23 protein-coding genes are annotated in these 25424 nt (G+C 26.4%); 1 reads left to right on the top strand and 22 read right to left on the bottom strand.

The window, feature by feature from the left end:
* Positions 1 to 20: 20 nt before the first annotated feature.
* From ACTCCZ_RS05815 to ACTCCZ_RS05910, 20 genes are all read right to left on the bottom strand, one after another.
* A complete protein-coding gene (locus ACTCCZ_RS05815) occupies positions 21 to 2555 on the bottom strand; it encodes a methyl-accepting chemotaxis protein (RefSeq protein ID WP_079578921.1) in 2535 nt (844 codons plus the stop codon).
* Positions 2556 to 2564: 9 nt separating this feature from the next.
* Positions 2565 to 2963 (bottom strand): PAS domain-containing protein, encoded by a 399-nt coding sequence (locus ACTCCZ_RS05820; RefSeq protein WP_079578923.1) that lies wholly within the window; start codon positions 2961 to 2963, stop codon positions 2565 to 2567.
* 119 nt (positions 2964 to 3082) lie between these two features.
* Positions 3083 to 4618, bottom strand: a complete 1536-nt coding sequence (locus tag ACTCCZ_RS05825) for an ABC1 kinase family protein (RefSeq protein ID WP_196778276.1) — start codon at positions 4616 to 4618, stop codon at positions 3083 to 3085.
* A gap of 17 nt (positions 4619 to 4635) precedes the next feature.
* Positions 4636 to 4899: an Hsp70 family protein gene (locus tag ACTCCZ_RS05830; protein WP_079578925.1), complete on the bottom strand. Its 264-nt coding sequence runs from the start codon at positions 4897 to 4899 to the stop codon at positions 4636 to 4638.
* 67 nt (positions 4900 to 4966) lie between these two features.
* Positions 4967 to 5254 (bottom strand): TIGR03643 family protein, encoded by a 288-nt coding sequence (locus ACTCCZ_RS05835; RefSeq protein ID WP_079578927.1) that lies wholly within the window; start codon positions 5252 to 5254, stop codon positions 4967 to 4969.
* Positions 5255 to 5256: 2 nt separating this feature from the next.
* Entirely contained in the window at positions 5257 to 5769 is a 513-nt protein-coding gene (locus ACTCCZ_RS05840; RefSeq protein WP_079578929.1) for a lipocalin family protein, read from the bottom strand.
* Positions 5770 to 6149: 380 nt separating this feature from the next.
* Positions 6150 to 6881: a TIGR03915 family putative DNA repair protein gene (locus ACTCCZ_RS05845; RefSeq protein ID WP_079578931.1), complete on the bottom strand. Its 732-nt coding sequence runs from the start codon at positions 6879 to 6881 to the stop codon at positions 6150 to 6152.
* Positions 6878 to 8119 carry a putative DNA modification/repair radical SAM protein gene (locus tag ACTCCZ_RS05850; protein ID WP_079578933.1) on the bottom strand — a complete coding sequence of 414 codons (1242 nt, stop codon included), beginning with the start codon at positions 8117 to 8119 and terminating at the stop codon, positions 6878 to 6880. Before ACTCCZ_RS05850 ends, ACTCCZ_RS05845 begins: the two co-directional genes overlap by 4 nt.
* Before the next feature lie 41 nt (positions 8120 to 8160).
* Positions 8161 to 9558, bottom strand: a complete 1398-nt coding sequence (locus ACTCCZ_RS05855) for a cryptochrome/photolyase family protein (RefSeq protein ID WP_079578935.1) — start codon at positions 9556 to 9558, stop codon at positions 8161 to 8163.
* Positions 9555 to 10610: an EAL domain-containing protein gene (locus ACTCCZ_RS05860; RefSeq protein ID WP_079578937.1), complete on the bottom strand. Its 1056-nt coding sequence runs from the start codon at positions 10608 to 10610 to the stop codon at positions 9555 to 9557. The genes ACTCCZ_RS05855 and ACTCCZ_RS05860 overlap by 4 nt, the downstream gene beginning before the upstream one ends.
* A complete protein-coding gene (gene thiE / locus ACTCCZ_RS05865; protein WP_079578939.1) occupies positions 10607 to 11230 on the bottom strand; it encodes a thiamine phosphate synthase in 624 nt (207 codons plus the stop codon). The genes ACTCCZ_RS05860 and thiE overlap by 4 nt, the downstream gene beginning before the upstream one ends.
* A 56-nt stretch (positions 11231 to 11286) precedes the next feature.
* Positions 11287 to 12135, bottom strand: a complete 849-nt coding sequence (gene modD / locus ACTCCZ_RS05870) for a ModD protein (protein ID WP_079578941.1) — start codon at positions 12133 to 12135, stop codon at positions 11287 to 11289.
* A gap of 17 nt (positions 12136 to 12152) precedes the next feature.
* Positions 12153 to 13004 (bottom strand): ABC transporter ATP-binding protein, encoded by an 852-nt coding sequence (locus tag ACTCCZ_RS05875; RefSeq protein ID WP_079578943.1) that lies wholly within the window; start codon positions 13002 to 13004, stop codon positions 12153 to 12155.
* Complete coding sequence (gene modB, locus ACTCCZ_RS05880; RefSeq protein ID WP_079578945.1) at positions 13001 to 13690, bottom strand: molybdate ABC transporter permease subunit; 690 nt, start codon at positions 13688 to 13690, stop codon at positions 13001 to 13003. The genes ACTCCZ_RS05875 and modB overlap by 4 nt, the downstream gene beginning before the upstream one ends.
* Positions 13683 to 14081 (bottom strand): transporter, encoded by a 399-nt coding sequence (locus ACTCCZ_RS05885; protein WP_079578947.1) that lies wholly within the window; start codon positions 14079 to 14081, stop codon positions 13683 to 13685. Before ACTCCZ_RS05885 ends, modB begins: the two co-directional genes overlap by 8 nt.
* Positions 14078 to 14827 (bottom strand): molybdate ABC transporter substrate-binding protein, encoded by a 750-nt coding sequence (gene modA, locus ACTCCZ_RS05890; protein WP_079578949.1) that lies wholly within the window; start codon positions 14825 to 14827, stop codon positions 14078 to 14080. Before modA ends, ACTCCZ_RS05885 begins: the two co-directional genes overlap by 4 nt.
* Positions 14828 to 14836: 9 nt before the next feature.
* On the bottom strand, positions 14837 to 15619 hold the full coding sequence (locus ACTCCZ_RS05895) for a TOBE domain-containing protein (protein ID WP_079578951.1): 783 nt from the start codon (positions 15617 to 15619) through the stop codon (positions 14837 to 14839).
* A gap of 82 nt (positions 15620 to 15701) precedes the next feature.
* Complete coding sequence (locus ACTCCZ_RS05900) at positions 15702 to 16898, bottom strand: hybrid sensor histidine kinase/response regulator (RefSeq protein WP_079578953.1); 1197 nt, start codon at positions 16896 to 16898, stop codon at positions 15702 to 15704.
* Positions 16895 to 18556, bottom strand: a complete 1662-nt coding sequence (locus ACTCCZ_RS05905; RefSeq protein WP_079578955.1) for a CheR family methyltransferase — start codon at positions 18554 to 18556, stop codon at positions 16895 to 16897. The genes ACTCCZ_RS05900 and ACTCCZ_RS05905 overlap by 4 nt, the downstream gene beginning before the upstream one ends.
* A complete protein-coding gene (locus tag ACTCCZ_RS05910; protein WP_079578957.1) occupies positions 18553 to 22542 on the bottom strand; it encodes a response regulator in 3990 nt (1329 codons plus the stop codon). The genes ACTCCZ_RS05905 and ACTCCZ_RS05910 overlap by 4 nt, the downstream gene beginning before the upstream one ends.
* A 176-nt stretch (positions 22543 to 22718) precedes the next feature.
* Here ACTCCZ_RS05910 and ACTCCZ_RS05915 point away from each other — a divergent pair, with 176 nt between their 5' ends.
* Positions 22719 to 24305, top strand: coding sequence for an ABC-F family ATP-binding cassette domain-containing protein (locus ACTCCZ_RS05915; RefSeq protein ID WP_079578959.1), 1587 nt, complete (start codon positions 22719 to 22721; stop codon positions 24303 to 24305).
* Between the two features lie 45 nt (positions 24306 to 24350).
* On the opposite strand, the gene ACTCCZ_RS05920 is transcribed toward ACTCCZ_RS05915, so the two are convergent.
* Both ACTCCZ_RS05920 and ACTCCZ_RS05925 read right to left on the bottom strand, forming a co-directional pair.
* Positions 24351 to 24824 (bottom strand): acyl-CoA thioesterase, encoded by a 474-nt coding sequence (locus tag ACTCCZ_RS05920; RefSeq protein WP_079578961.1) that lies wholly within the window; start codon positions 24822 to 24824, stop codon positions 24351 to 24353.
* A gap of 115 nt (positions 24825 to 24939) precedes the next feature.
* The gene (locus ACTCCZ_RS05925) at positions 24940 to 25422 is read right to left on the bottom strand and encodes an acyl-CoA thioesterase (protein WP_079578963.1); all 483 of its coding nucleotides are present in this window, start codon (positions 25420 to 25422) and stop codon (positions 24940 to 24942) included.
* Positions 25423 to 25424: the final 2 nt, after the last annotated feature.

Below are 25424 nucleotides of genomic sequence, written 5' to 3' on the forward strand. Positions count from 1 at the left end.
ATAATGTGTTTTAAAATAACTTAATACTCTTCTTTTTTACCAACAAAATTATTTTTCTTCACATTTTTCACAACTGATATTGCAATATCAGATGCTTCTACTGCAATATCATGTGTTTGACTTGCAACACTTGCATTTTCTTGTGTTTGTTTATCAAGACTATTTAATCCATCGTTTATTTGGCTTATTCTTTGAGTTTGTTCAGCTGATGCAGTTTGGATATTTTGTATGATTGATACAGTTTTTTGTACATTTTCATTAAGATTGTTATATCCATCAATCATAGAAAAGGCTATTTTTTTACCTTCGTTTGATTTCAAAGTTGCAGTTTCTACAATTTGTTTAATTTTATTTGCAGCTTCAGCACTTCTACTTGCTAAACTTCTTACTTCTTGTGCAACAACAGCAAAACCTTTACCTGCTTCTCCAGCAGTTGCAGCCTCTACTGCTGCGTTTAAACTTAAAATATTTGTTTGGAATGCTATTTGATCAATTAGTGTAATAGCTTCTTTTATACCCTCAACTTGATTATTTATCTCTTCCATTGATTTTGTTGTTTGATTTGCAAGCTCTTTACCCTCGTTTGAAGAGTTAGATAAGATCTTTGCATTTTGTGACATCTCTTTTATATAAGAGTTTGTAGCAGAGATGTTTTCACTTATTTCATCAACTGCTGCTACTGTTTCTTCAAGCCTTACAGCTCCATCATTTGATGATCTATTTAAGTTATCTACATTATTTAAAAGTGTATTTGAGCTATTTTTTAAAGTCCATCCTATATCTTGGCTAGTAACAAGCATTTTAGTGATTGACTCTTTTAAGCTATTTATTCCTTTTAGAAGTTTATCTAAATCTCCTTTTACATCTACATCTTTTAAATTTTGAGTATAATCATAATGGGTATACTTTTCTAATGTTTGTAGTATATCTTCAAAAATTGAAGCTTGTATATCTAAACTTTTGTTAACAGAATAAACAAATGTTTGAATTTGAGGATTCGCAGCAGTTGAGTTTATCCTATAATTAAAATATCCTTGTCTCATCTTATTTAATACAAGTACAGCCTCAGCAACACAAAGCATATCCTCTTCTAAATCATCATTTATTTGCTTCATATTTTTATTTGCCATTGTTGCTATTTTCCCAAACTCGTCATTTCCATGAACTTTTATATCTTCTATTTCATTTATTTCTCTATTTATAAATTTCATAAATCGTTCAATTCCATAATAAATAGTTTCTGAAGATTTTGAAATATTTGAAAAAATATAAATAGCTAAAATAGAGATAAGTAAAATAACAATAAAAAGCATAACTATATTTTTATAAAAATCAAAAGATACTTCTTCATATTTTTTATTTATAATTGAAAATAGATTATTTGATAAATAATCATCAATAGTTTTAAGTATTTCTATTTTATTAGTGATTGTATCAAACCAATATGTAGCTTCAATATCAAACTGTTTTGTTTTTAACTCTTTTATTGCATTAACAACTTTTTGATTATCTAAACTACTATCATTAGAGTTTTGTGATAAAGTAGAGTAGTTTGAAAACCTATTTTGTATAGTATTTAAAAGATTAGTCTCTCTGTTTGATATTTTAAAATCATTTTTATAATCTTTTATTAAAGTTTCAAGCTCTTTTATTTTGCTTTGTACTTTATTTTTATAAGATATATTTTTAGTTAATTCATAATTTTTGATATTATGAATAATTCCCTCAAATCCTATTATCTCTTCAATAGAGATGATATATTTTAATTTATCTTGTGAATGTATTAAAATATCTCTAATATCTTCTACTTTGCTTACTGAAGAATCATTTAAAGCTTGCTTGGCATAAGAGAGATTTTCTTTTTTTGAGTAAATTTCAAATTCACTTATATAGTTATTTTGTGCAGAGATTAAATTTGTAAACAAACTTAGCATATTATCTTTAAATGTACCCTCAATTAGTACATTTGAACCAATGGCTCTTTCAATTCCTGCTTTTTCTTTTGCCATAAGAAAATTATAATAAGCAAGAATTTGTCTTGTTAGTTCTGAATCTTTTGATATAGCAGAACTTCTAGCAATAAATTTGAGTAAATTTGAGTTTAAATTTGAATAGTAATCAAGTACTTCTTTTGTTGATATTTGCATACTTTTTGCAAGATTTCTTTTGTTTTTTATATTAGTTAAACTATTAAAAAACTCTTCAAGTAGCTCAAGATTTGTGTTATCAAGAAAATTTTTATTTAAAGTTTTATAACTATTTTTTAAAATCTCTATTTTTTCATCACTATTTTGTATTTGATTTGTTATTTCATTTTTAAAATTTTTACCATTACTACTTATAAAAGATACAAAAATACCTCTTTCTTTTTGCAGTTCATGAATAGTAAGTGAGATATCTGAATCAAATTTTATTATCTGTTTTAAAGTGCCATACTCTTGCTTGTATTTATACTCTTGATAGATAAAAGAAAGCCCTAAAACTATAATAAAAAACATAGGAGTTAAAACAAGAATACTTAATTTTGTTTTTATTGATAAATCTTTAAATTTCATAAAAATCCTTTACTTCATTGTTTTGTAAATTTTTGAGTATTTTTCAATTTCATCTCTTGAGGCTTTTCTTCTACAAGAGATGTAGCCGGTTGTGCCATCACATGAAGTAAAGGGGTATACTGTTGCATATACCCAATAGTATTTGCCAGTTTTTGATTTGTTTTTTACAAAACCTTTCCATTTTTTACCTGATTTTACAGTGCTCCAAAGCTCATCAAAGGCTTTTGGGGGCATATCTGGATGTCGTACGATATTATGATGTTGTCCTATTAATTCATCTAAGGAGTATTCAGAAAATTCACAAAATTCATCATTTGCAAACTTTATTATACCTTGTTCATTAGTTTCTGAAACTAAAAAAGATTTAATGTCAAGCTCAATTTCCAATTCATTGTTATTAAAACTCATTTAATACCCCTTTTGTTAATATAAAGATATTTTAGTAATTTAACTAGAATAGTTTTCTTAAGTTATTAAGTATATTTATTATCTTACCATAAAATTATGCTTAACTCATAAAAAATTAATTATTTATATAAAATTTTTATTAATGAAAGGGTAAATAATATTATTGCAATCTCTTTTAAATCTTTGTCAACTAATAGCATGAAAATTGAAGTTATCATAAAAGAAATAGATATTAAATATGGTTTAAAATATGAGTGCAATTCCTTTTTTAAAAAATCTAGTTGATTTTTTGAAATCTCGACTTTTAATTCACCCTCACTTGCTTGTTTTAGTGTAGATTTAAAATCTTTTATAGTAAAAGGAATATCTTTTATTTCATCTATTAGTGTTTCAATAATAGAGTCTTTAGCTCCTAATGCTTTTGGTAAATTTTCTTGTAAAATTGGTAATATATCTTTTATTCCATTGAAATTTTCAATATATGTAGTTCCTAAACCCTCAATAATTGCACTAACTCTTAAAATATAAATTGCATCACTTGGAAGCTTAAAAGGTAAATCCCTTGTACCCTCAAGTACTTCAAAAGCCAACTTTTGCATAGATTCACTATCTAAATTATTGTTTGAAAAAATCTCAAACATCTTACTTGTAAATACTGCAAGCTCAGAAGTAGGGGCTTCATATGCTATTGTTCCAAGTCTTTTACTAGCACTTATATATAATTCATAATCTTGTTCATTTGCAGCTTTTATAAGCTCAATTATGGCAATTCTTGTATCATTTGGTACTGTTTTTACCATTCCAAAATCTAAAAGAATTATTTCACTATTTTGTGTGATTAGTAAGTTTCCAGGATGAGGATCAGCATGAAAATAACCTTTTATAAGCATTTGTTCTGTGTAAAAACTAACTAAATTGGCAATTATTTCATTGAAATCTATATTATTTTTTAAAATAGTTTCTTTATCATCAAATCTAAAGCCCTCTTCAAAACTCATAACCAAAGCATCATCGCTTGAAAACTCTTCATAAGGTTTTGGGAATTTTATTTTACTATCTTTATAAGTATTTGAAAATTTCTTTAAATTTTGAAGTTCGTTATTTAAACTTACTTCTTGCACAATCATTGAAGAAAACTCTTTTATAACAGACTCAATTGAGTTTTTCGTATAGTGTGAAAATAAAGGTTTGAATATAAAGTTAAAAAAGTTAATTATTTTAATATCAGCTAGAACTCTTTGTTTTATTCCCTCTCTTCTTAATTTTACAGCGACTTTTTCTCCACTATTTAAATAAGCTATATGAACTTGACCAATAGAAGCAGAAGCAATAGGTTCATTATTAAACTCTTTAAAATCATCATTTATAAATGCTCTTTTAAAAACTACTTCAAAATCTTTTTTTGGCATTGAAGGAAGTTTATCATGTAACTCTTTTAATTCATCAAGATACTCTTGACTAAAAAAATCAGCTCTTGTAGCTAAAACTTGGGCAAGCTTAATAAAACTTGCTCCTAAGTCAATAATAGTATGTTTAAACTCTTTAGGAGCAAGAGGTTTTACTCCCAAAAAACTATCTTTTTTCTTAATTACAAGATAAGTTGTAAGTAAAAATCTAAAGACTTTATAAACTCTTTTATATGAGTAAAGATTGATGTTTTTTAAAAAAGTTACTATTTTAGTTCCTTTTTTAGTTGTTCTAAATCATCTTTTGTAACAAGTCCCAATTCACTAATAGCTTCTTTGATACTTTTTTTAAGTTGTTCTTTGAACTCTTCATCATGCTCTTTACCTTTTTTTTCCAAAGACTCAATAAAACCTTTAATGTCACCTTTATCTATCTTACCTTTTTCCTCTAATTTTTTTAGTTCATCTTCAACTTTATCTTTTAAAAGTGCAGTAGCTCCAATTCCTGTATAAATTAACTCTTTTAACATCTTTCTTCCTTTTTATTTTATTATATCAGCTTATTTGAATTATTGGTATAAAAATTTTGTCAAATAATCACCATGGACCTTGAAATCTATCTGGCTTATGATAAAGCTTTTTTTTGTGTTTAGTAGCTTTATTTTGTACTCTTTTTCTCCATCTATCATAAGCTTTTTTACTAATTAATTTTCTCATTTTGTTTTTTACTTGGTTTTCTGTTAATCCATATTGTAAATAAATAGCATCAAAGGTTGTTCTATCTTGCCATGCCATTTCAATAAGTCTATTTAAATCGTACTCTTGCATATCTTTATCAAGAGGTCTTTTTTTTAGAATCACTTTATCTATTTTTCTTTTTTCCATAATTACTCTTGTATAGTCCAAATTAATTTATTTGTAGCAAAGCCTAATTTTGGAAGTTTTTCTAAAATTTCATTTGTAATATTTTTATCTAATTTTGGTGTTCTTGATAAAATCCATAAATACTCCCTTGAAGGAGTTCCTACAACCGCATACTTATAAGAATCATCAAGCATCAAAACCCAATAATCACCATAAAAAGGTCTAAAAAAACTTACCTTTAATTTGCTATTAGATTCATTTGTAGAATAAGCTATGCCAGTTGCACTGCTTTTTTTATTTGTATCTATTTTAGTACATTTGTTTATTACTTTTAAACTATTATCTTCATTTAAAGAGTAATTAGCAGTTACATTTTTACATCCTTTTTCAAAAAAATGCTCATATCTTGCAATCTCATACCATGTGCCTAAGTACTTGTTTATATTTACACTATCTACAGTTTTTAAGTGGGGATGTTTTGTAAAACACCCCGTAAAGATAAACAGCACAACAATAAATAAAATATTTCTAATCATACAAATATACTTTATTGTAAAATTAGCAAAATATTAAAATGTGCAGCAAGCCAAGTTACTGATAAAATTGAAAGTTGAATTAAATTTTCCATGGTTTTTCCTTTATTTGTTGTTTACTTTAGTTTTTATAAAAAAGATTGAAGAGACTAAACTAACTACTGAAAGTGAAACGATAATCATTAAAATTTGTGGTATATCTTGCATTTTTAATCCTTTTTTAATTGTTTTATCATTTTAATAGAACTAAAAAATTATTAGTATACATTTTGTGTAACTTAATAGCTTTATTTAGTAAATTTTTATTAAACAATAAAATAATATATAATATAAACTTTAACAACAATTAATAATGATTATCAATATAATTTTAAAGCAGTAATTTAGCTTTTAAACTCTGTCATATAAGTTCTATAAAGTAAAGGTACAAGAGTTTTTTGAAGTTTCTCATTTTTTCTAGATTCTATACTTACAGATTTAAAGAATCTATTCCATAATTTTTTAAATTTTTCTTCATCTTTTGATAAGTTTGGCTCTTCAAATGAAGCAATATTTTCTACTTTTATAGAAGTCTTATCTTTAATAAACGCAAGTTTTCTGTTTATATCATGGATTATATAGTTTTGATTATTTAATCTTTTATAGAAGTGTTTTCCTAGAAAATAGCAAAGATTAAATCTACTTTCAAGTTTTGCATACAAAGTTTTATCTTCAAGTTCTTCAAATCTTAAAAAACCACTCATTTTATGATTTGCTCTTAATAGTTGTTTTTCAAGATTTTGTATATAAAAGATTGAACTATTATTAATATTAAAAAGTTCATTTTTATCTTTAAAACCTATGATTATGAAGTTTAGCAAGTGAAGTTCAAAATCATCATTATCACACATGAAAATATTTAAAATAGTTTGAAAAGCTCTCTTTGTAAATCTTTTTTTTATAGCTTCAAGAACTTTTGTAGCTTTTATTTCATTGCTTTGAATTTGTTTTATCTCTTCAAGTATTAAGTTATTTGGTCTTTCTTTCAATATTGAGTTTGGTTTTAGTTTTTCATAATAAACATCATAAACTAAAGTTAAAAATCCCTCAAAGCTTTTATCATAAATTAAAATCATAATTCCCCCGTAATTGCACTATAATCTATATCAAATAGTGAGGCTTGAATAACTCTTTTTTTAGGTGGTTTTATAATAGCTTGTTTTATTGTGTCATTACTAAAAGATACTTTAGCACAATATTTGCCTTTGCAAGTTATAAAATATTGAGCTCTTTTAAGGGATATTTTCAGCTTTTTCAAATCTTCAAAATCTAAACTTTTGAATTTTCTAGCTTTTAGTATTTTAAGTACACCTCGAACACCAATACCTGGAATTCTAAGAAGTTCATCTTTACTTACTTTATTTATTTCCATTGGAAAATAGCTTAAATTATGCAGTGCCCAAGAAGTTTTAGGGTCAAGTTCTTCATCAAGGTTTGGAAACTCTTCACTTACTATTTCATCATAAGAAAAATCATAAAATCTTAAAAGCCAATCTGCTTGATATAGTCGATGTTCTCTAAGTAAAGGAGGTTTATTTACGATTGCTGGAAGATTTTTATCATCATTTACAGGAATATATGCACTGTAATAAACTCTTTTTAACAAAGCTTTATCATATAAAACTGAGCTTAGTTTTAAAATATCTTTATCACTTTCAGGTGTTGCACCAATAATTAGTTGAGTACTCATACCTATTGGTTTTGTATCATTTTCTAAACTTTTATCTCTTGCATGTTTAAGAGGTTGTAGTATTTTTTCTTTGGTTTTATTTGGTGCAAGTAGTTTTAGTGATTTGTCACTTGGAAGCTCTATATTTGAACTTACTCTATTTGCTAATGCTACAACTTCATCAATAAGTCTATTATCAGCTCCAGGTATTAATTTCACATGGATATAACCATTGAAATGATACTCATATCTTAATATTTTGAGTGTTCTTAATATCAAAGCCATTGTATGGTCTTCATTGTCAATAATTCCAGAACTTAAAAAAAGACCCTCAATATAGTTTCTTCTATAAAAATTGATTGTAATATCAGCAAGTTCTCTAGGAGAAAATGCAGCTCTTTTTATGTCATTGCTTTTTCTATTTATGCAATAAGCACAATCATAAATACAAAAGTTTGTAAGAAGTACTTTAAGTAATGATACACATCTTCCATCTGCTGTAAAAGTATGGCAAATACCACTATTGTGAGTTGCTCCAAGTTCTCCTGTTTTATGGTTGTTTTCACTTCCACTAGAACTGCAACTAACATCATATTTAGCACTATTAGCTAAGATTTGCATCTTTTCATAAATATCTTTTTTCATAATGTTATTTTATATGATTTTTAAAATTTTTTTTAAAAACATTACAATTTGCAATGTAATTTAAGTAGATAATCTTCAGCAATATTTAGATGACTTTGAAGTTTTTCTTTTGACATCTTTTCAAGAAGTGAAAGTTGCATTTTCATTCTAGGATTTGTTTTAAATAAATGTCCATATTTATATAAAAATCTCCAATAAAGTGCATCTAAAATAACACACCAACTCTCTTTTTTACTATAATCACTCATTTTTATTAAATAATTAGAACTACAAATATAAGGTTTTGTAGTAATACTTCCTCCATCACTATATCCACTCATAGCATATACATTTCCTACCATTACCCAATCATATGCATCAATAAAATTTTCCATAAAATATTTATATATTTCATCTGGGTGTATCTCTAATAAAACAAATATATTTCCTAAAACCATAAGTCTTTCTATATGATGTGCATATGAGGTTTGTTTTAGTTTTTTTACTACATCATCAAGTATTGTTATTCCACTATTTGCTTCAATTATAGCTTTTGGCATAGAGTTTTTAAAGTTAAAAAAGTTAGAGTTTCTAAGTTTTACTCCATCATCTTGATAGATTCTTAACATAAACTCTCTCCAACCAATTATTTGTCTAATAAAGCCTTCTTTTGCATTATAAGGTACTTTTGCTTTTAATGCACCTTGTATTACATCACCTAAACTTAAAAGTCCAATATTTAAACTGCTTGAAATATTAGAGTGAAAAAGATATTCTAAACCATCTTTTTTAGTAATAGCATCTTGATAATTTCCAAAATTGTCAAATTTTTCCTTAAAAAAATACTCAAGTTGAATTTTAGCTTCTTGGAAAGTAATAGGATAGTTAAAACTATCAATTTGTCCAATTGAGTCAAATTTTTCACAATAGTTTTTAGCCTCTTTTATATATTTATTATCATAAGATAAGGTTGCAGGAATAAATATATCTTTTGGAAGTTTTTTTCTATTTTCACTATCAAAGCTGTATTTACCATATAATGGCTTTCCATCTTCATTCATAAATATATTTAACTCTTTTCGTCTATTTGCATAAAAATTGTGCAAAAATTTACTTTTATCATCAACATTTAAAAAGTTTGGATTTTTCAAAGTTTTTATATTTTCAAAGTTTTTATATATTTTCTTTTCTAAATAGTCATCAAAAAGTTCATATATATATACTTCTTCATTTTTATACTTTTGTAAATAACTCTCTTCTTCAAAATATTCAACATCAATACTACTATTTTGCAAGTAGTTTTCATAAAACTTCATACTAGCTCTATGTAAAACTAGCTTTTGAATATGAAAGTTATATTGAGTAAAAAACAAAGGCTCTTCTACTAAGATAACTTTTTTATCTTTTAAGTTTTCAATGTTTTCAAATAATTGATGAGGATAAATTAAAAAAAGTTTCATATTTGCCTTATAATCTCAGCTGATGGTTTTGCAAAATAGTATCCTTGTGCATAATCAAGTCCTATACTTTTAAGCGTAGCTAATTCGTAAGGTGTTTCAACTCCTTCTGCTAATATCTTGATATCATTTTCTATAGCAAGATTTCTTAAAGCTTTGTAAACTGAACGCTTCATCTCATCTTTGTCAATATTATTTATGATATTTCTATCAACTTTTATAATATCAGGTTTCAAGTCAATTATCATATTTAAAGATGAATATCCCTCTCCCACATCATCAAGCGCGATTAAAAAGCCTTGTTCTCTATAGTAGTTTAAAATTGTTTTTAAATGCTCTGTATCTTTTACTTTTTGTGTTTCAACTACTTCAAAAACAATATTCTTAGGATCAAACTCTAATTGATTTGCCCATTTTACAGTAGAAGCAAGACAAAATTTTGGGTCATATATAGTTGTAGGAATAAAGTTAATAAATACTTTTGCATCAACTTTTTTAACAGCTGTTGTTTTTAAAGCATTTTCTCTACACAATCTATCAAAGTTAAAATCCATATCATTTCTAGCAGATTTTTCAAATAACACATCAGGATATACTAAATCACCATTTGGCATAACACCTCTTACAAGTGCTTCATATCCAAAAATAGAGTTGTTACTCATATCAATTATAGGTTGGAAATGAGAAGTAATACTTCTATTTTCTAATATATCAAAAAATGTTCTATCTTCTATAAAGTTTAAAAATTTCTCCAAAGGTTTTGCAGATAAAATAGTACTAAAAGATAGCTTGTGCTGTTCATTTTCTACATAAACTTTAATCTCTTTTAATTCAAGGGAATTAAAATATGCTTTTAATGCATCAAAATTCTCTTCAAAAAACTGTTTTGGGTTATTTACTTCAAGTGATACAATACTCTCTTCAATTTTAAAATCCAGCGATAATTTTTGTAAAAATTGTGAAAACTTTCTACTAAGTTCAGGTACAAGAGAAATAAAATGAAGATTACTTTTTTGTTGGCATATTTTAAATGTTTGTGTACATTTACATTTCATTTGAAATCCTTTTTAAAGTAGTTTGAATAAAATTTTGATTGTTCTTTTATATTATTACTCTTCCAAATATCACTAATAACTGCAATCATATCAGGATTTTGTAACATAACAGTGTCAATGTTTTTATTATTTATTCCACCAATGGCACATATTGGAATACTTAACTCTTCTTTAGCTTGTGATAATATTTTTAAGGGAATGGTTTTTGATTTTGGCTTAGTAGGTGAGTTAAACATAGAACCAAAGGCTACATAATCTACTTTTAAATTTTGCATCTTTTTTGCTTGAGCTATACTATCATAGCAAGATACTCCAAGAATACCTTTGAAGTTTTTTCTTATAAACTCTATATTCTCATAATCACTTTTACCCACATGTAAACCATCACATTGAAGTTTTATAGCAAGTTTTACTCTATCATTTAGTATAAATTTTGCTTTATAGCTTCTACATATATTTTGTATATCAAGTACTAGTGATTCAATTTGCTCATCATTACTTATTTTATCTCTTAGTTGAACTATTTTCGCGCCACCATCAAGTGCATTTTTTATACTTGCTAATACACTATCTTTTGGTGTCAATCTATCATCAGTAATTACATATAAACCATTTAACATAAAAATCCTTTATATTGAAAGTTTATAGTAATTATTGATTAGTTTGTAGGTTATTTTTAGTGTTTAATTTTTAAATTACAACCTATATTTGCCATTCCACAAGAGTAAATACTACTTGTAACTATTCCATCTACTTTAAGTTTTGCGTATTTTTCTACATTTGATAGATTAATTCCTCCTGCAACAAGTAATTTAATATGGGGATAATTACTATTTTTATAATTTACAAGTTTTTCTATCTCATCTAAAGGCATTTTATCAAGTTGTATAACATCTGCTTTATATTTCATAAGATTTTTTGCATCTTTTAATGTTTCTGATTCTATGATTACTTTCTTTTCTGGAAGTTGTTTTTTAAAGTTAGTTATTTGTTCATAAAACTCTTCATTTGAACTATATAGTTTTCTATGGTAATCAAAAAATAGTATTGATTCACTAAGACCTAATCTATGAGGCAATGCACCCCCACAAAGTATAGCTTTAATGCACATTTTTTTACTAAATGGAATAGTTTTTCTTGTAGTTAATAATTCACATGAACTATTGTGTTGTTTTATTATTTTTAACATATTATTTGTTTGTGTAGCAATTTTACAACTATACTCTAAAAGTACTTGAGAAAGCTTCAATGTTTGTTGAATATTTTCGTAAGTTCCTTTTATTTTTAGAATTACTTCACCTTTTTTAAGCTTTGTTTTTGAGGGTTTAAACTCTTTTACTTTACATCCTAAAAGTTTTGCAATACTTGCTGCTTCCTCACTACAAGCAACTATAATATCTTCTCTTGTATATATCTCTAATGTGGCTTTCTTTTGCTTGTCTTTTTGAATGTGTGTAGTTAAATCTAAATAGGGTAAATCTTCATTTATATATTTATATAGTTCTTCATTTGTTAAGTTAAACATTTTTTTCCTTTTAAAACTTAGTTTGAAATATTTGGAGAGAAAGCTTTTGTACTTACCCTTACTTTTGAACCAATTTGAAGATTTATAGTTTCATCTTCACTTAATACAACTTCAACAAGTTGTTGACCAATAGATATAATAGCTATATATATAACATCAACTTTTACAATATCTAAAAGCTCTCCCTCAAAAGAAAATTTTGCACTACCACTTGTTTTTAATAAAACATCTTTTGCATTACCATCTTTTATAATTTTTGCATCTTGTAAAACTATTACTCTATTACTTAGTCTATAAATCTCACTTGGGTCATGACTTACCATGATTGTAGTAGTTTTAAACTCACGATGAAGTGTGAGTATCTCATCTTGAAGTTTAGTTCTCATAGATGGATCAAGTGCTGATAAGGGTTCGTCCATTAATAGAAGTTTAGGACGGTTCATCAAAGCTCTACACAAGCTAACTCTTTGTTTTTGTCCTCCACTTAAAGATGTGACATTTCTATTTTCAAGTTGTGATAATTCAGTTAACTCTAAAAGATGATTTGCAAGTTTTTCATCTTTATTTACATATAAAAGATTCTGTTTTACACTCATATTAGTAAAGAGTGCATAATCTTGAAATACAAAACCAATCTCTCTTTGTTGAGGTGGCAAAAACTTTTTATCATCTTGCCAAATTTTATTATCAACTTTGATTTTACTTTTTGATTGTTCTAATCCTGCAAGTATTCGAAGTAGGGTAGTTTTACCACTTCCACTAAGTCCTGTAAGAGCAATAAAGTCACCTTCTTTTACATTTAGTTTAATATCTAAGTTCATCTTTCCATTTGAACCAATTAACTCTTTACTTACTTCAATATCTATCATAAAAAACTCTTTTTTTGTTTTTGATTAAAAATATAAACACTTAAAAGCACTAAAAAACTAATTATAAGCATAATAGCACTGTAAATATGTGCACTTTTATAATCCATGATTTCAACAAACTCATATATAGCAACAGAGGCTACTTTTGTTTCATCAGGAATACTTCCACCAACCATTAATACAACTCCAAACTCACCAACTGTATGAGCAAAAGTAACAATTAGAGCAGTTAATAGTGAGGGTTTTATATTTGGAAGTGCTACTTTAAATATAGTATAAAGTTTACTTTTGCCACTAATATAACTAGCTTCAAGCATATTTTTATTTATACTTTCAAAACCACTTTGTAAAGGTTGAACCATAAAAGGTAGAGAGTAAAAACAACTAGCAACAACTAATCCAGTAAAATTAAATACAAGTTTTATACCAAACTGTTCATCAAAGAATGCTCCAATAGGAGAATTAAAAGATAATGCAACAAGAATATAAAAACCTAAAACAGAAGGAGGAAGTACTATTGGTAGGGCAGTTATTGCTTCTAAAATTGGTTTTATTTTTGATTTTGTTTGAGAAAGATACCAACTAAGAGGCAATGCAAAAATAAACAAAATAAGTGTTGTTATAAAAGCTAATTTAAATGATAAAATAAAAGGACCATACTCAATACTTGATAACAACTCAATCATTTATTACCTCTTTTATTGATAAGTCACTTGATTTAAATATAGCACTTACACAGTCATTTTCTTTAAGATTTAGTCTTTTTGCTGATTTTGTAGTAATAATACTTGTAATAGTTGTATTTTTATGTTGCAGTTTTATACTTGTTAATAGTTTTCCCATGTCAAGTTTGATAATATCTGATTGAATAGAGTTTGCAAGGCTTATTTGACCTTGCAACTCTTTTGCAATAGCTACATTTGAAGCTTTAACTGTAAGTAAAACTTTTGTTCCCACTTCAATACTATGTAAATCTAAACTCATCATAGATAAGGTTATATCAAAAAAACTAAACTCAACAATATTTAAATTATCAAGATTATCAATTTTAGAAACTACTGCTTTAAACTCATTCATGGTACTAAATATCCAAACTCTTCAAATATTTTTTTTGCTTTTTTACTTAAAATAAAACTATAAAATGCTTTTACTTCACTGTTATTTTGAGCTTTTTTAAGAATTACAATACCTTGATTTATAGGTGTATAAAGTTTTGTATCAACGCTATACCAATTGACACCTTGTTTATATTTACTCATTTTATCTGAAAATAAAGAAGACTTAGCAATAAAACCTATATCAGCAGCTGTTACACTATAAGCAACTGTTTGAGATATAGATTCTGCAAAAACAAACTTATTTTTTATCTCTTCATAAATTTTTGCATTTTTCATAGCCTCTACACTTGCAGTTCCATATGGTGCAGTTTTTGGATTTGCAATTGCAATTTTTCTAATATCTTTTTGTTTTAAAAGCTCTATTCCTTTTGAAAAATCAATTTTTTTAGTACTTAAAAATGCCAATGAACCTTGTGCATAAACTAAAGGTTTTGTTACTGCCAAGTCATCTTTATAAAGTGCTTGTGGATATTTCATATTTGCAGCCATAAACAAATCATATGGAGCTCCATTTTTTATTTGTGCAGTTAACTTTCCACTACTTCCTAATGTAACTTTTACATTTGTATTTGGATAAAGCTTATTAAACTCTTTTTTCAAATTATCAATTGCATAAGATACATTTGCTGCAACTGCTATATTTATATCCCCTGAAAATAGGCTACTTACTAAAAGTGCACTACCTAAAACTATCTTTTTTAACATCTGTTCTCCTTAATTTCCTAACATAATATCTGATGATTTTATCACGGCAAATACTTTTTGCCCAACTTTTAATTCAAGCTGTAAAGCTGCTTCTTTAGTTATAACTGAAGTGATTGTTTCATGAGTTGAAATTTCAAGTACTACTTCACAACTTACTTCACTAAAGTTTAGAGTCTTTATCACTCCCTCAAGCTTATTTCTAGCACTAAATCCTAGAAGTTGGCTTGTTGCAATCATTACATTGTTTGATTTAAAAATAGCGATAATCTCATCTTCTACTTTTAAATCAAGTGCTGTTACACTATTTGTTGAAATATTAGAAACCATCTTTTGTGAGCTTTTAGTTTTTAGTGTAATACTTGCATTAACATTGTCTTCAACAATTTTCTCTATTTTAACAGCTAGTTGATTCCTTGCACTTATTTGCATTGATACCCTTTTTAGTGATTTTAAACTTCCCGTGTTAAAGTCAGTAAGACTAGTAAGTTGTTTTAAAAACTTTTCATGCTCTTTTTGTAATATGGAATAAGTTTCAATAAGATTTTTACCATACTTTGTTAGTTTAGCTCCACCACCACCTTTTCCACCAGTCTCTTTTTCAACTACAATACTAGGACAAAGGTTATTTATACTATCTATTGCTTCCCATGCAGTTTTATAGCTCATAGGTACAGTTTTTGCAGCTTTACTAATAGAACCCTCTTTTTCAATTGCTTGTAAAAGTTTAATTCTTTTTTCTAATAAAAACGGAGTATCAAGATTTAGAAGTGTTAGTGATGAATCAAATTGCATCAAATTCCTTATGTATTTAAGTATATAACGATAAAATATTATCGTTATATATCTTAATATATAATGAAATTTAGAAAAATTATTATATTTTAAATGGTAAGGTAATTTTTACTTGAGCACCTTCATATTCATTGTCTTGATAGGTGAATTTAGTATTGTTTATTTTTATTTTTCCATACATTGAATCATTTATTACTTTATATGTAATATTTAATCCAAGTCCAATTCCATGGGCTTGATGTTTTGTAGTAAAGTATGGCTCAAAAACTTTATTAATATGTTCTGTTTTTATTCCACCTGCATTATCTGTAACAATAATCTCAATAAGATTATCTTTATTTGTATAAGAATCAATAAAAATATATTTTTCTAAATCACTTTTTTCTAAAGCATCTTTTGAGTTATGTATTAAGTTAACTAAGGCTTGAACTAAACTATTTGGTAAATTTGTAAGTTCAATTGTATCATCTAGATTTGTTATTATATTTATATTATTCTCACTAATTAGATGCTCTTTAGCTTTAATAGATTTATTGATAATTTCTGTAAGGTTAAATTTTGAAAGTTTTTCTTTACATGATAAATCCCTAAAATTATCAATGGTTTCAGATAAATCTTGAGAAGTATTCATTATTTTTTGCATTGATGATAAGATTTCATTTTTATCATCAATACCAAGTTGAAGATTAAGTTTTACACCAGATGCACAAGTAGTAATTAAAGATAATGGTTGTCTCCATTGATGTGCAATATTTCCAATCATCTCCCCTAATGCAGCCATTTTACTTTGTTCTATTAATTCTAGTTGTTGTTTTTGTACTTGCTCTTTTAACTCAATCTCTTTTTGTAATGCCTTATAAAGATTATCATTTACAGCTTCAAGTTGCTTATTTTTTATAATTACTTCAATATAAAGATTTAATTTATTTATAAATTGATGATTTTCAATGGGTTTAGTAAGATAATCAATTGCACCAATTTGAAAACCTTTTTGTTGAAACTCTTCTTTTTTAAAAGCAGCAGTTAAAAATATGATAGGGATATTTTGCGTTCTTGGATTACTTTTTAGATATTTTGCCGTATCAAAACCATCAAGTCCAGGCATTTGAACATCTAAAATTATAATATCAATCTCTTCTTTATAAGTTATTTTTAAAGCCTCTTCTCCACTTGAAGCTAAAACTAGTTCTACATTTTCTAAATACTCTTGAATTAGATATTGTAAAGATACTCTATTTGCTTCTATATCATCAACTGCTAAAATTTTTATATCTTTCATATTTTCCTCTTATAAATTCTATTTTTTTTATCTAGTGTTAAAAACTTTTCATGATTATCTAAAGATTCACTCTCTCCTAAAACTAAAAAACCATAAGAGTCTAAAGATTGCTTAAAAAGTTTAAATATATTCTCTTTTAATTCCTTATCAAAATAAATAAGTACATTTCTACAAAATATAAGTTGAAAGTCATTGATTTTTCTATCTTCAACTAAATTATGTCTAAAAAATAAGATTCTTTGTTTTATCTCTTCATTTATTTCAACAAAATCACCATGGTCATAGAAATATTTACTAAAACTTTCACTTCCTCCTGCTTGATAATAGTTTTTTAAAAACTGTTTATAGTTTTGTTTTGAATATAAGCCATTTTTTGCATTTTTTAAAATCATCTCATTTAAATCTGTAGCATATATTAAACTTCTATTTAATAAACCTATCTCTTTTAAAAAAATTGCAATAGAGTAGGGTTCTTCTCCACTACTACATCCAGCACACCAAATTTTAATATCTAAAAAACTATCAAGCTTTGGCAAAAGAGTATCTTTCAATTTCTTAAAAACCTCAGGATTTCTATAAAATGTAGTGATATTAACAGAGATATTAAAAAATAAATCTTTAAAAATATTTTTATTACTTAATACTTCATTTTGAAATTCTAAAAAATTATTTGGTTTTAAATTACTATAAAATAGTTTAACTCTTCTTTTTATATGTTCAAGATTATAACCTCTATAATCATATCCATACTCTTCATAGATTTTATTTAAAAACTCTTCTAGTTGAGTGTTATTAAATGGATCATTATTTAAGTAATTGTTTATATATTTATTTATTGACTCAAGTGATAAGATTTCATCATAATAGGTAGTTTTTATAGCATTTTCAAGCATTGGTTTTGCTTCACACTCTTTTGGATCTTCTATAATAACTGTACTTTCATTCTTTTGTAATAACTTAAGACTATCACTTCCATCTGAACCATATCCACAAACAAGTATTGCTAAAAGATTATTTTTATACTCATTTGAAAGAGTTTCAAATGTTGTACTAATTGATGGTTTTGAAAAGTTTCTTTTTTCCTCATTTGTTAAAAAAATAAATCCACCAATAATTATCATATGTTTACCAGGTGGTGCTGTGTAAATAGTAGAGTTTTCAATCTTCATATCAGATTTTGCCTCTACTACTTTATAATAAGCTGTTTTTGTTTGTAAGATTTGGCTAAGGCTACTTTTTTCATCTGATCTGTGATGCATAACAATAAAAATAGACATTTGAGAGTAGGGAAGGTTTTCTACTATATCTATAAATTTTTTTAAGCTTCCTGCACTTCCTCCAATAGCTAAATATTCTAAGTTTAATTTTTTTCTTTTTACTCTATTTTGGTTTCTTATAAATTTTACTTCAAAACCCAATTGGTTTAAATAGTTTTTTAAAGTTGTTTCATTTGAATATATGCATAAATGTGATTTTATTTTATTTAATGCTAATATAATTTCACTTTCAATAGTTTGAATATTTAAAAAATTAATTTCAATGCTTTTTTTCTCATAATCTAGCAATGATAAAAGTTTTTTTATGTCTTCTTCTTTTTCAATATTTTGAACAATTATTTTTAAAGTATTATTTACTTCTTGTGAAACTATATTAATCATTTGTGTTTTTTATTGCTCCAAATTTCAATTAAACTTGCTAATACATTAATCTCAATAGGTTTTGATAAATAATCATCTGCTCCTAAACTAATACATTTTTCTCTATCATCTTTCATAGCTTTTGCTGTAACAGCAATAATTGGAATATGTTTAATTTTTTCATCTTTTCTAATCTTTTCCATTGCTTCATATCCATTCATAATAGGCATCATTATATCCATTAAAATCAAATCTATTTTATTTTTCTCATCTTTTAAAAAGTCTAAGGCTTCTTGCCCATTAAAAGCTGTAAAGGTGTTTGCATTAAACTCTTTTAATGCAGCATCTAATACAAAAATATTTTTAATATCATCATCAACAATAAGTATATTCTTTTTACTTAAATCTACATCTTTAAATATCTCTTTTTTCTCTTCATTTTCTTCTTCTCTATGCAAAAATAGATTTATCTCATTTAAGATTCTTTCATTTGAATTAGCAGTTTTAATAATAATACTATTGCTATACTCTTGAAGTTTTAGTTTTTCTTCTTTATCTAACTCTTTTCCTGTATAGATAATAATAGGTAGTTTTGGATGTCTATTTTTTATATATTCACAAACTTCATATCCGCTTCCATCCATAAGAGCTAAATCAACTACAACCGTATCATAATGTTCTGTTTTTACTTCATTGATTGCTTCTTGTGCTGTTTTAACACCTTTTATATTTATATCATCTGTTCCAATAAGTTCAATTAATGCTTCTTTATGAATGTCATCATCTTCAACAATTAGCAAATCTTTAATCTCTTTTTTGTTTATATTTTCAAATGAATTAATAATTCCATTTATATCTGTATCAACTACTGGTTTTTGTAAGTACCCAATTGCTCCAAGTTTCAAAGTCTCACTATTTTTGTCTTTTGAAGAGATTATATGTACTGGTATATTTTTTGTTTCATGATTTGCTTTTAATTTTTTAAGTACTTCTACACCATCCATATCAGGAAGTGTTAAATCTAATAAAATACCTTTTATATTATATTTTTCAATTAACTCTAAGCCCTCTGTTGCATTTAACGCTACAAGTCCAAAGTTACCACCCCTTTTTATCTCTTCATACACTACTTGTGAAAATACTTCATCATCATCTATTATTAAAAAAGCTTCTTTATTTAAATCTAAAATATCTCTATCATCTTTAACTTCTTTTATCTTTTTATCTTTTTTTTCTTCTATAAAAGCTGGTTTAGGTATTAGCGTTTGTATATTTTCTTTAGAAGGATTATTAGTTAATGGCTTATTGTTTGAAAGATTTGGTAAATCAACACTAAAACTACTTCCTTTATTTTCATTTGATTGCAATGAAATATAACCTCCAAGAAGTTTAGCTAACTCTTTAGAAATAGATAATCCAAGACCTGTTCCTCCATACTGCCTACTTGTACCACCATCAGCTTGTGTAAATGCTTTAAAAATTAGATTTTGTTTCTCTTTTGCAATACCAATTCCTGTATCAATTACACTAATACAAAAATCTTTAGTTAAATCTTTTGATGCAGTTATGCTTAAAGTAATTGAACCTTCTTTTGTAAATTTAAAAGCATTTGAAACTAGATTTCTAATAATTTGAGAAATTCTATCTTTATCATTGCAAATTACTTTATTGTATTCATCTACAATTTTAAATTCAAGTCCTTTTTCTGTTGCAGTGTAGCCAAAAGTTTCATTCATTTGTTCCAATAAATCAATACTATTAAACTCATCTACAATTACTTCCATTTTCCCAGATTCAACTTTTGAAAGATCTAATATATCATTTATAAGTCTTAAAAGCTCATTTCCAGAATCAAAAATAGTATTTGCTTTTTTTATATCATCATTTGATAAAGTTTGTTTACTATTTTTTTGAAGTAGTGAGGATAGAAGAATAATAGAATTAAGTGGAGTTCTAAGCTCATGGGACATATTTGCTAAAAATTCAGATTTATATTTTCCTGATTGCTCTAATTGTTCTGCTTTAGTTTCAATATCTTTTTTTGTCTCTTCTAAAAGTCTATTTTGTTCTTTTAGATTTTGTTCTGAAATTTTTAATTGCTGTTGTTGCTCTTCCATATTAGCATTTGCTTCTTCAAGTTGTTGTTGTTGCTCTTCCATATTAGCATTTGCTTCTTCAAGTTGCTGTTGTTGCTCTTCCATATTAGCATTTGCTTCTTCAAGTTTTTGTTGGTTTATTTCTAACTCTTTGTTTGCAAGTTTTGTTTGTTCTAAAAGCTCTTTTACTTTTTTATTTTTTATTGCACTAGAAATTGCAATACAAACTGTTCTATTGATGCTTTCAAAAAAATCTAAGGTTTTTTGTTCAAACTTTTCAAAAGATCCAATCTCTATTACTCCATATACTTCATTACTATGAATTAAAGGAAAAGTATAAGTATTATAAGAGTTTTGTGTAACTGTTCCTGTTGTAATTAATGCTTCATCTTTTTTTATATTTTTTAGTAATATTGGTTTTTTTTGAAAAGCTACTTGACCAATTATTCCCTCACTTAAAGCAAACTCATTTGAAAGCTCATCTCTTTTTACATGGGCAAAACTTGAATACTGTATAAGCTTTTTGCTCTTTTCATCATAAATATAAAGTACAGCTACTCCTGCATTTATATAGTTGCTTATAAAATTAATAGATTCATCAGTTACATCTTTTAACTCTTTAATATTAATTAGTATTTGATTTAGCTGATTAACTCCATCTTTAATCCAATTTTCATTATCTGCTTTTGTGATACTATCTCTTGTTCTTTTTATACCAGCATTTACTGCTTTACTCATAAGTCCAATTTCATCTTTTGTATTATCTTGTAAAAACTCAACTTGGTTTGATTCTCTATTTAGGTATTTAAAAAAAGTCAATAAGCCATTTTGAAAATTATCCAATGGATTAATTATATATTTTCTTATTATAAAATACAAAATTAAACTAACAACTAAGAAAGTTATTAAACTAATTATTATTAGTGTATTAGTAAGTTGATTTGGTACTTTTAATACTTCTTTTAGTTCTTCTTCTGCTACAATAGCCCAAGAAAGAGTTTCATCAATATTAAATAGTGTATATGATGATAATACTTCTACATTTCTATAATCTTCTATTATTTTTGTATTAGAAAATCCTTTAAAGGCTTCTTTTACTGCAACTGTATCATTAAAACCAACTTTTGGATTTTTAAAAGAGGCAACTAGGGAGTGTGTATTAGGAGCAATATGACTATCACTTCTCATTAAATAATCTTTACCCACTAAATAATCTTCATGGGTTTTTGCATAACCACTTCTAAAACTCATAATACTTTGAATACTATTTGTATCAAGTTTTAAAACTAAAATTGATTTAAAATCACCATCTATATAAATAGGACTAGCTAAGAACATAGCAGGTTTAAAATTGTCAGGTTCATATGCTTGCATATCAATATACGAAGTTTTTTTGGTTCTTTTTACTTTTTGCCAAATTTTTGCAAGATTTGAGTTACTTAAACTTCCAGTTGACAAATTTTGTCCAAAATCTGATTTCTTTTTGTAAGTATAAAATACATGCCCATACTCTTTTGAAACTAATAATACATCATTAAAAGGGTATGTGTTTGTATAATCTTTGTAAAATTTATCCCATTTTACTGATGCTTGTTTTATTTTATTATCATCAATTGGGAAACTATTATAAGGATCAAAACCAATCTTCTTATGAAGCTTTTCAAACTCAATTGTTAAATCTTTTACATAAGAAGTATGAGATAAAAGATTTACTTGTTTACTATATAGTTTAAATAGTTCTTCTAATTGTTTTACTTTTGAGTCTCTTGTAGATGTTAATGTTTCATATTTTTGTTCTATTAAGGTCTCTTTTGTCTGCTTTATTGAAATAAACCCTAAAATAAAAGATAAAAAAATCAATGATAAGATAGAAATTATTAATAGTTTTAATTTAATAGATAAGTTTTTCATTATGCCTCTTTGTTAAGTAATACAACATTTTAGCACATAAAGTATTATTTTTTTTAAAAAGTGGCTTTATTTTATTCTGTTTTAGAAAAATTATTAAACAAGTACTTATCTAACTTTTAAATTAGAAACATTTAGTTATAATCGCGACAGATTATGAATATTGGAGTTAGTTTTATATGGTACAAGTAGTTAATTTGAAAAAAGCTTTTGGTTCAAAAGTTTTATTTCAAGATATAAATTTAAAATTAGATACAGGAAAAAGATATGGACTTATTGGTGCAAATGGTGCTGGTAAGACTACTTTTTTGAAAATTCTTTCAGGTGAAGAAGACGCAACTGAGGGTGACATACAAATACAAAATGGTAAAAAAGTAGGAACACTTTCTCAAAATCAGTTTGCATATGAAGAGTATTCAATCTTTGACACGGTACTTTTAGGAAATAAAAGATTATATAATGCAATCAAAGAGAAAGAAAAACTTTATATGTCAGAAGAGTTCACTGATGAGGTAAATAACAGATTAGGTGAATTAGAAATAATTTGTTGTGAAGAAGACCCTACATATGAATATGATGTAAAAATTACAAAAATTTTAGAAGATTTAGGTTTTCCATCATCTCAACAAAGTGATTTGATGAGTACATTAACAGGTGGAGATAAATTCAAGGTTTTATTAGCGCAAGTTTTATATCCAAAACCAGATGTTTTATTTTTAGATGAGCCAACAAATAACCTTGATATTGAAACAATTGGTTGGTTAGAAAATCAATTACAACATCACGATGGAACAATGGTTGTAATCTCTCACGATAGACACTTCTTAAATGCAGTGTGTACTCATATTTTAGATGTTGATTATAAGCAAATTAGAGAGTTCTCAGGTAATTATGATGATTGGTATATAGCTTCAACACTGCTTTCTAAACAACATGAAGCAAACAGAGATAAAAAGTTAAAAGAAAAAGAAGAACTTGAAAAGTTTATTGCAAGATTTAGTGCAAATGCTTCTAAAGCAAAACAAGCAACTTCAAGACAAAAACAGCTTGAGAAACTTGATGTTGGTTCAATTCAACTTTCAAGTAGAAGAGACCCATCAATTGTATTTAAACAAAAAAGAGAAGTTGGAAAAGAGCTTCTAATGGTTAAAAATATTTCAAAATCTTATGATGGTAAATTAGTATTAAATGATATCTCATTTACTGTAGAAAAAGATGATAAAATTGCACTTATTGGACCAAATGGTATTGGAAAATCAACACTTTGTGAAATTTTAGTAGGTGAAATCAAACCAGATAGTGGAGAAGTTCATTGGGGTGCAACAATTCAAAATGGATACTTTCCTCAAAATGCAACTGATGTAATTAAAGGAGATATGACACTTTATGATTGGTTGAGAAACTTTGATAGAGATGCAGATATTAATGAAATTAGAAACTGTTTAGGAAGAATGCTATTTAATGGTGAAGAACAAGAAAAGAAAGTTGAGTCTTGTTCAGGTGGAGAAAAACATAGAATGTGGCTTTCAAAAATCATGTTAGAACAGCCAAATTTTATGGTTTTAGATGAGCCTACAAACCACTTAGACCTTGAAGCTATTATCGCACTTGGTGAAGCACTTCATACATATGAGGGTTCAGTAATTTGTGTATCACATGATAGGGAATTACTTGATGCATATGCAAATAGAATTTTAGCAATTCAAAGTGATGGAACAATTTTTGATTTTAAAGGTACTTATGAAGAGTATCTTGAAGCTAAATAGAGTATATTTATAAAACAAAGAAGAAACTCTTCTTTGTTTTAAATATTATTTATTTTTTGTAGCCATCATTCTTAACTCTTTTCTTTTAATTGCATCGCTATATCTTCTTTTGTCATCTTCAGTTACAAGCTCTAATTGTGGTACCGTCATCGCATTTCCATCTTCATCAACAGCAACCATTGTAAAGTAACATACATTTGTATTTTTTATTGAATTATCTCTTGTATCTTCTGATATTACTTTTATTCCTATTTCCATTGAATTTCTTCCTGTATAGTTTACACTTGCATGAAATGTAACTAGTGAACCTACTTTAATTGGATTTTTGAATAGTACCATATCAACAGATAGTGTAACTGCAAAATAGCCTGTATATCTAGCAGCACAGGCATATGCAACATGGTCAAGCATTTTTAAAATCTCTCCACCATGTACATTTTTACCTGTAAAGTTTGCTTTATCTGGGGTCATTAACATAGTCATTGTAAGTGATTTTTCGCGCTTTACATTTTGAATCATAAATTTTACCTTTATTTTTTTATGATTATAAAGTAGATAAATAGCATAAGAGTAACTTTGTAACTTTGTGAAGAAAAAATTATATAAAAGAGATAAAAAGTAACATTTTAAAATATTACTTTATTTTCTTTTTCATTTTTTCTCTAAAGTTTCTTCTTTTAATAGCCTTTTTATATCTTCTTTTCTCTTTTTTTGTAATTGGTTCATATTTAGGAACAGGCTTTGGATTCATATTCTCATCAACAGAAATCATAGTAAAAAAGCAAGTATTTGTATGTATTTTTTCTTTTGTTTTTACATCTTGAGAAACAACTTTTATTCCTACTTCCATTGAAGTGGTTCCTGTGTAGTTTATCTTTGCTTTAAAGGTTACTAAAGAACCAACCTTTATAGGATTTTTAAATAAAACCATATCAGAAGATAAAGTTACAACATAAGTTTGACAATACTGTGTTGCACAAGCATATGCTACTTGATCAAGCAGTCTTAAAATCTCTCCACCATGGACATTTACTCCTGAAAAGTTTGCCATACTTGGAGTCATCAACATACTAAGTTTTATCTTTGTTGGCAATTCTCTTTTTATTTTTTCTTCCATTA

The sequence above is a fragment of the Malaciobacter sp. genome (assembly GCF_055140965.1).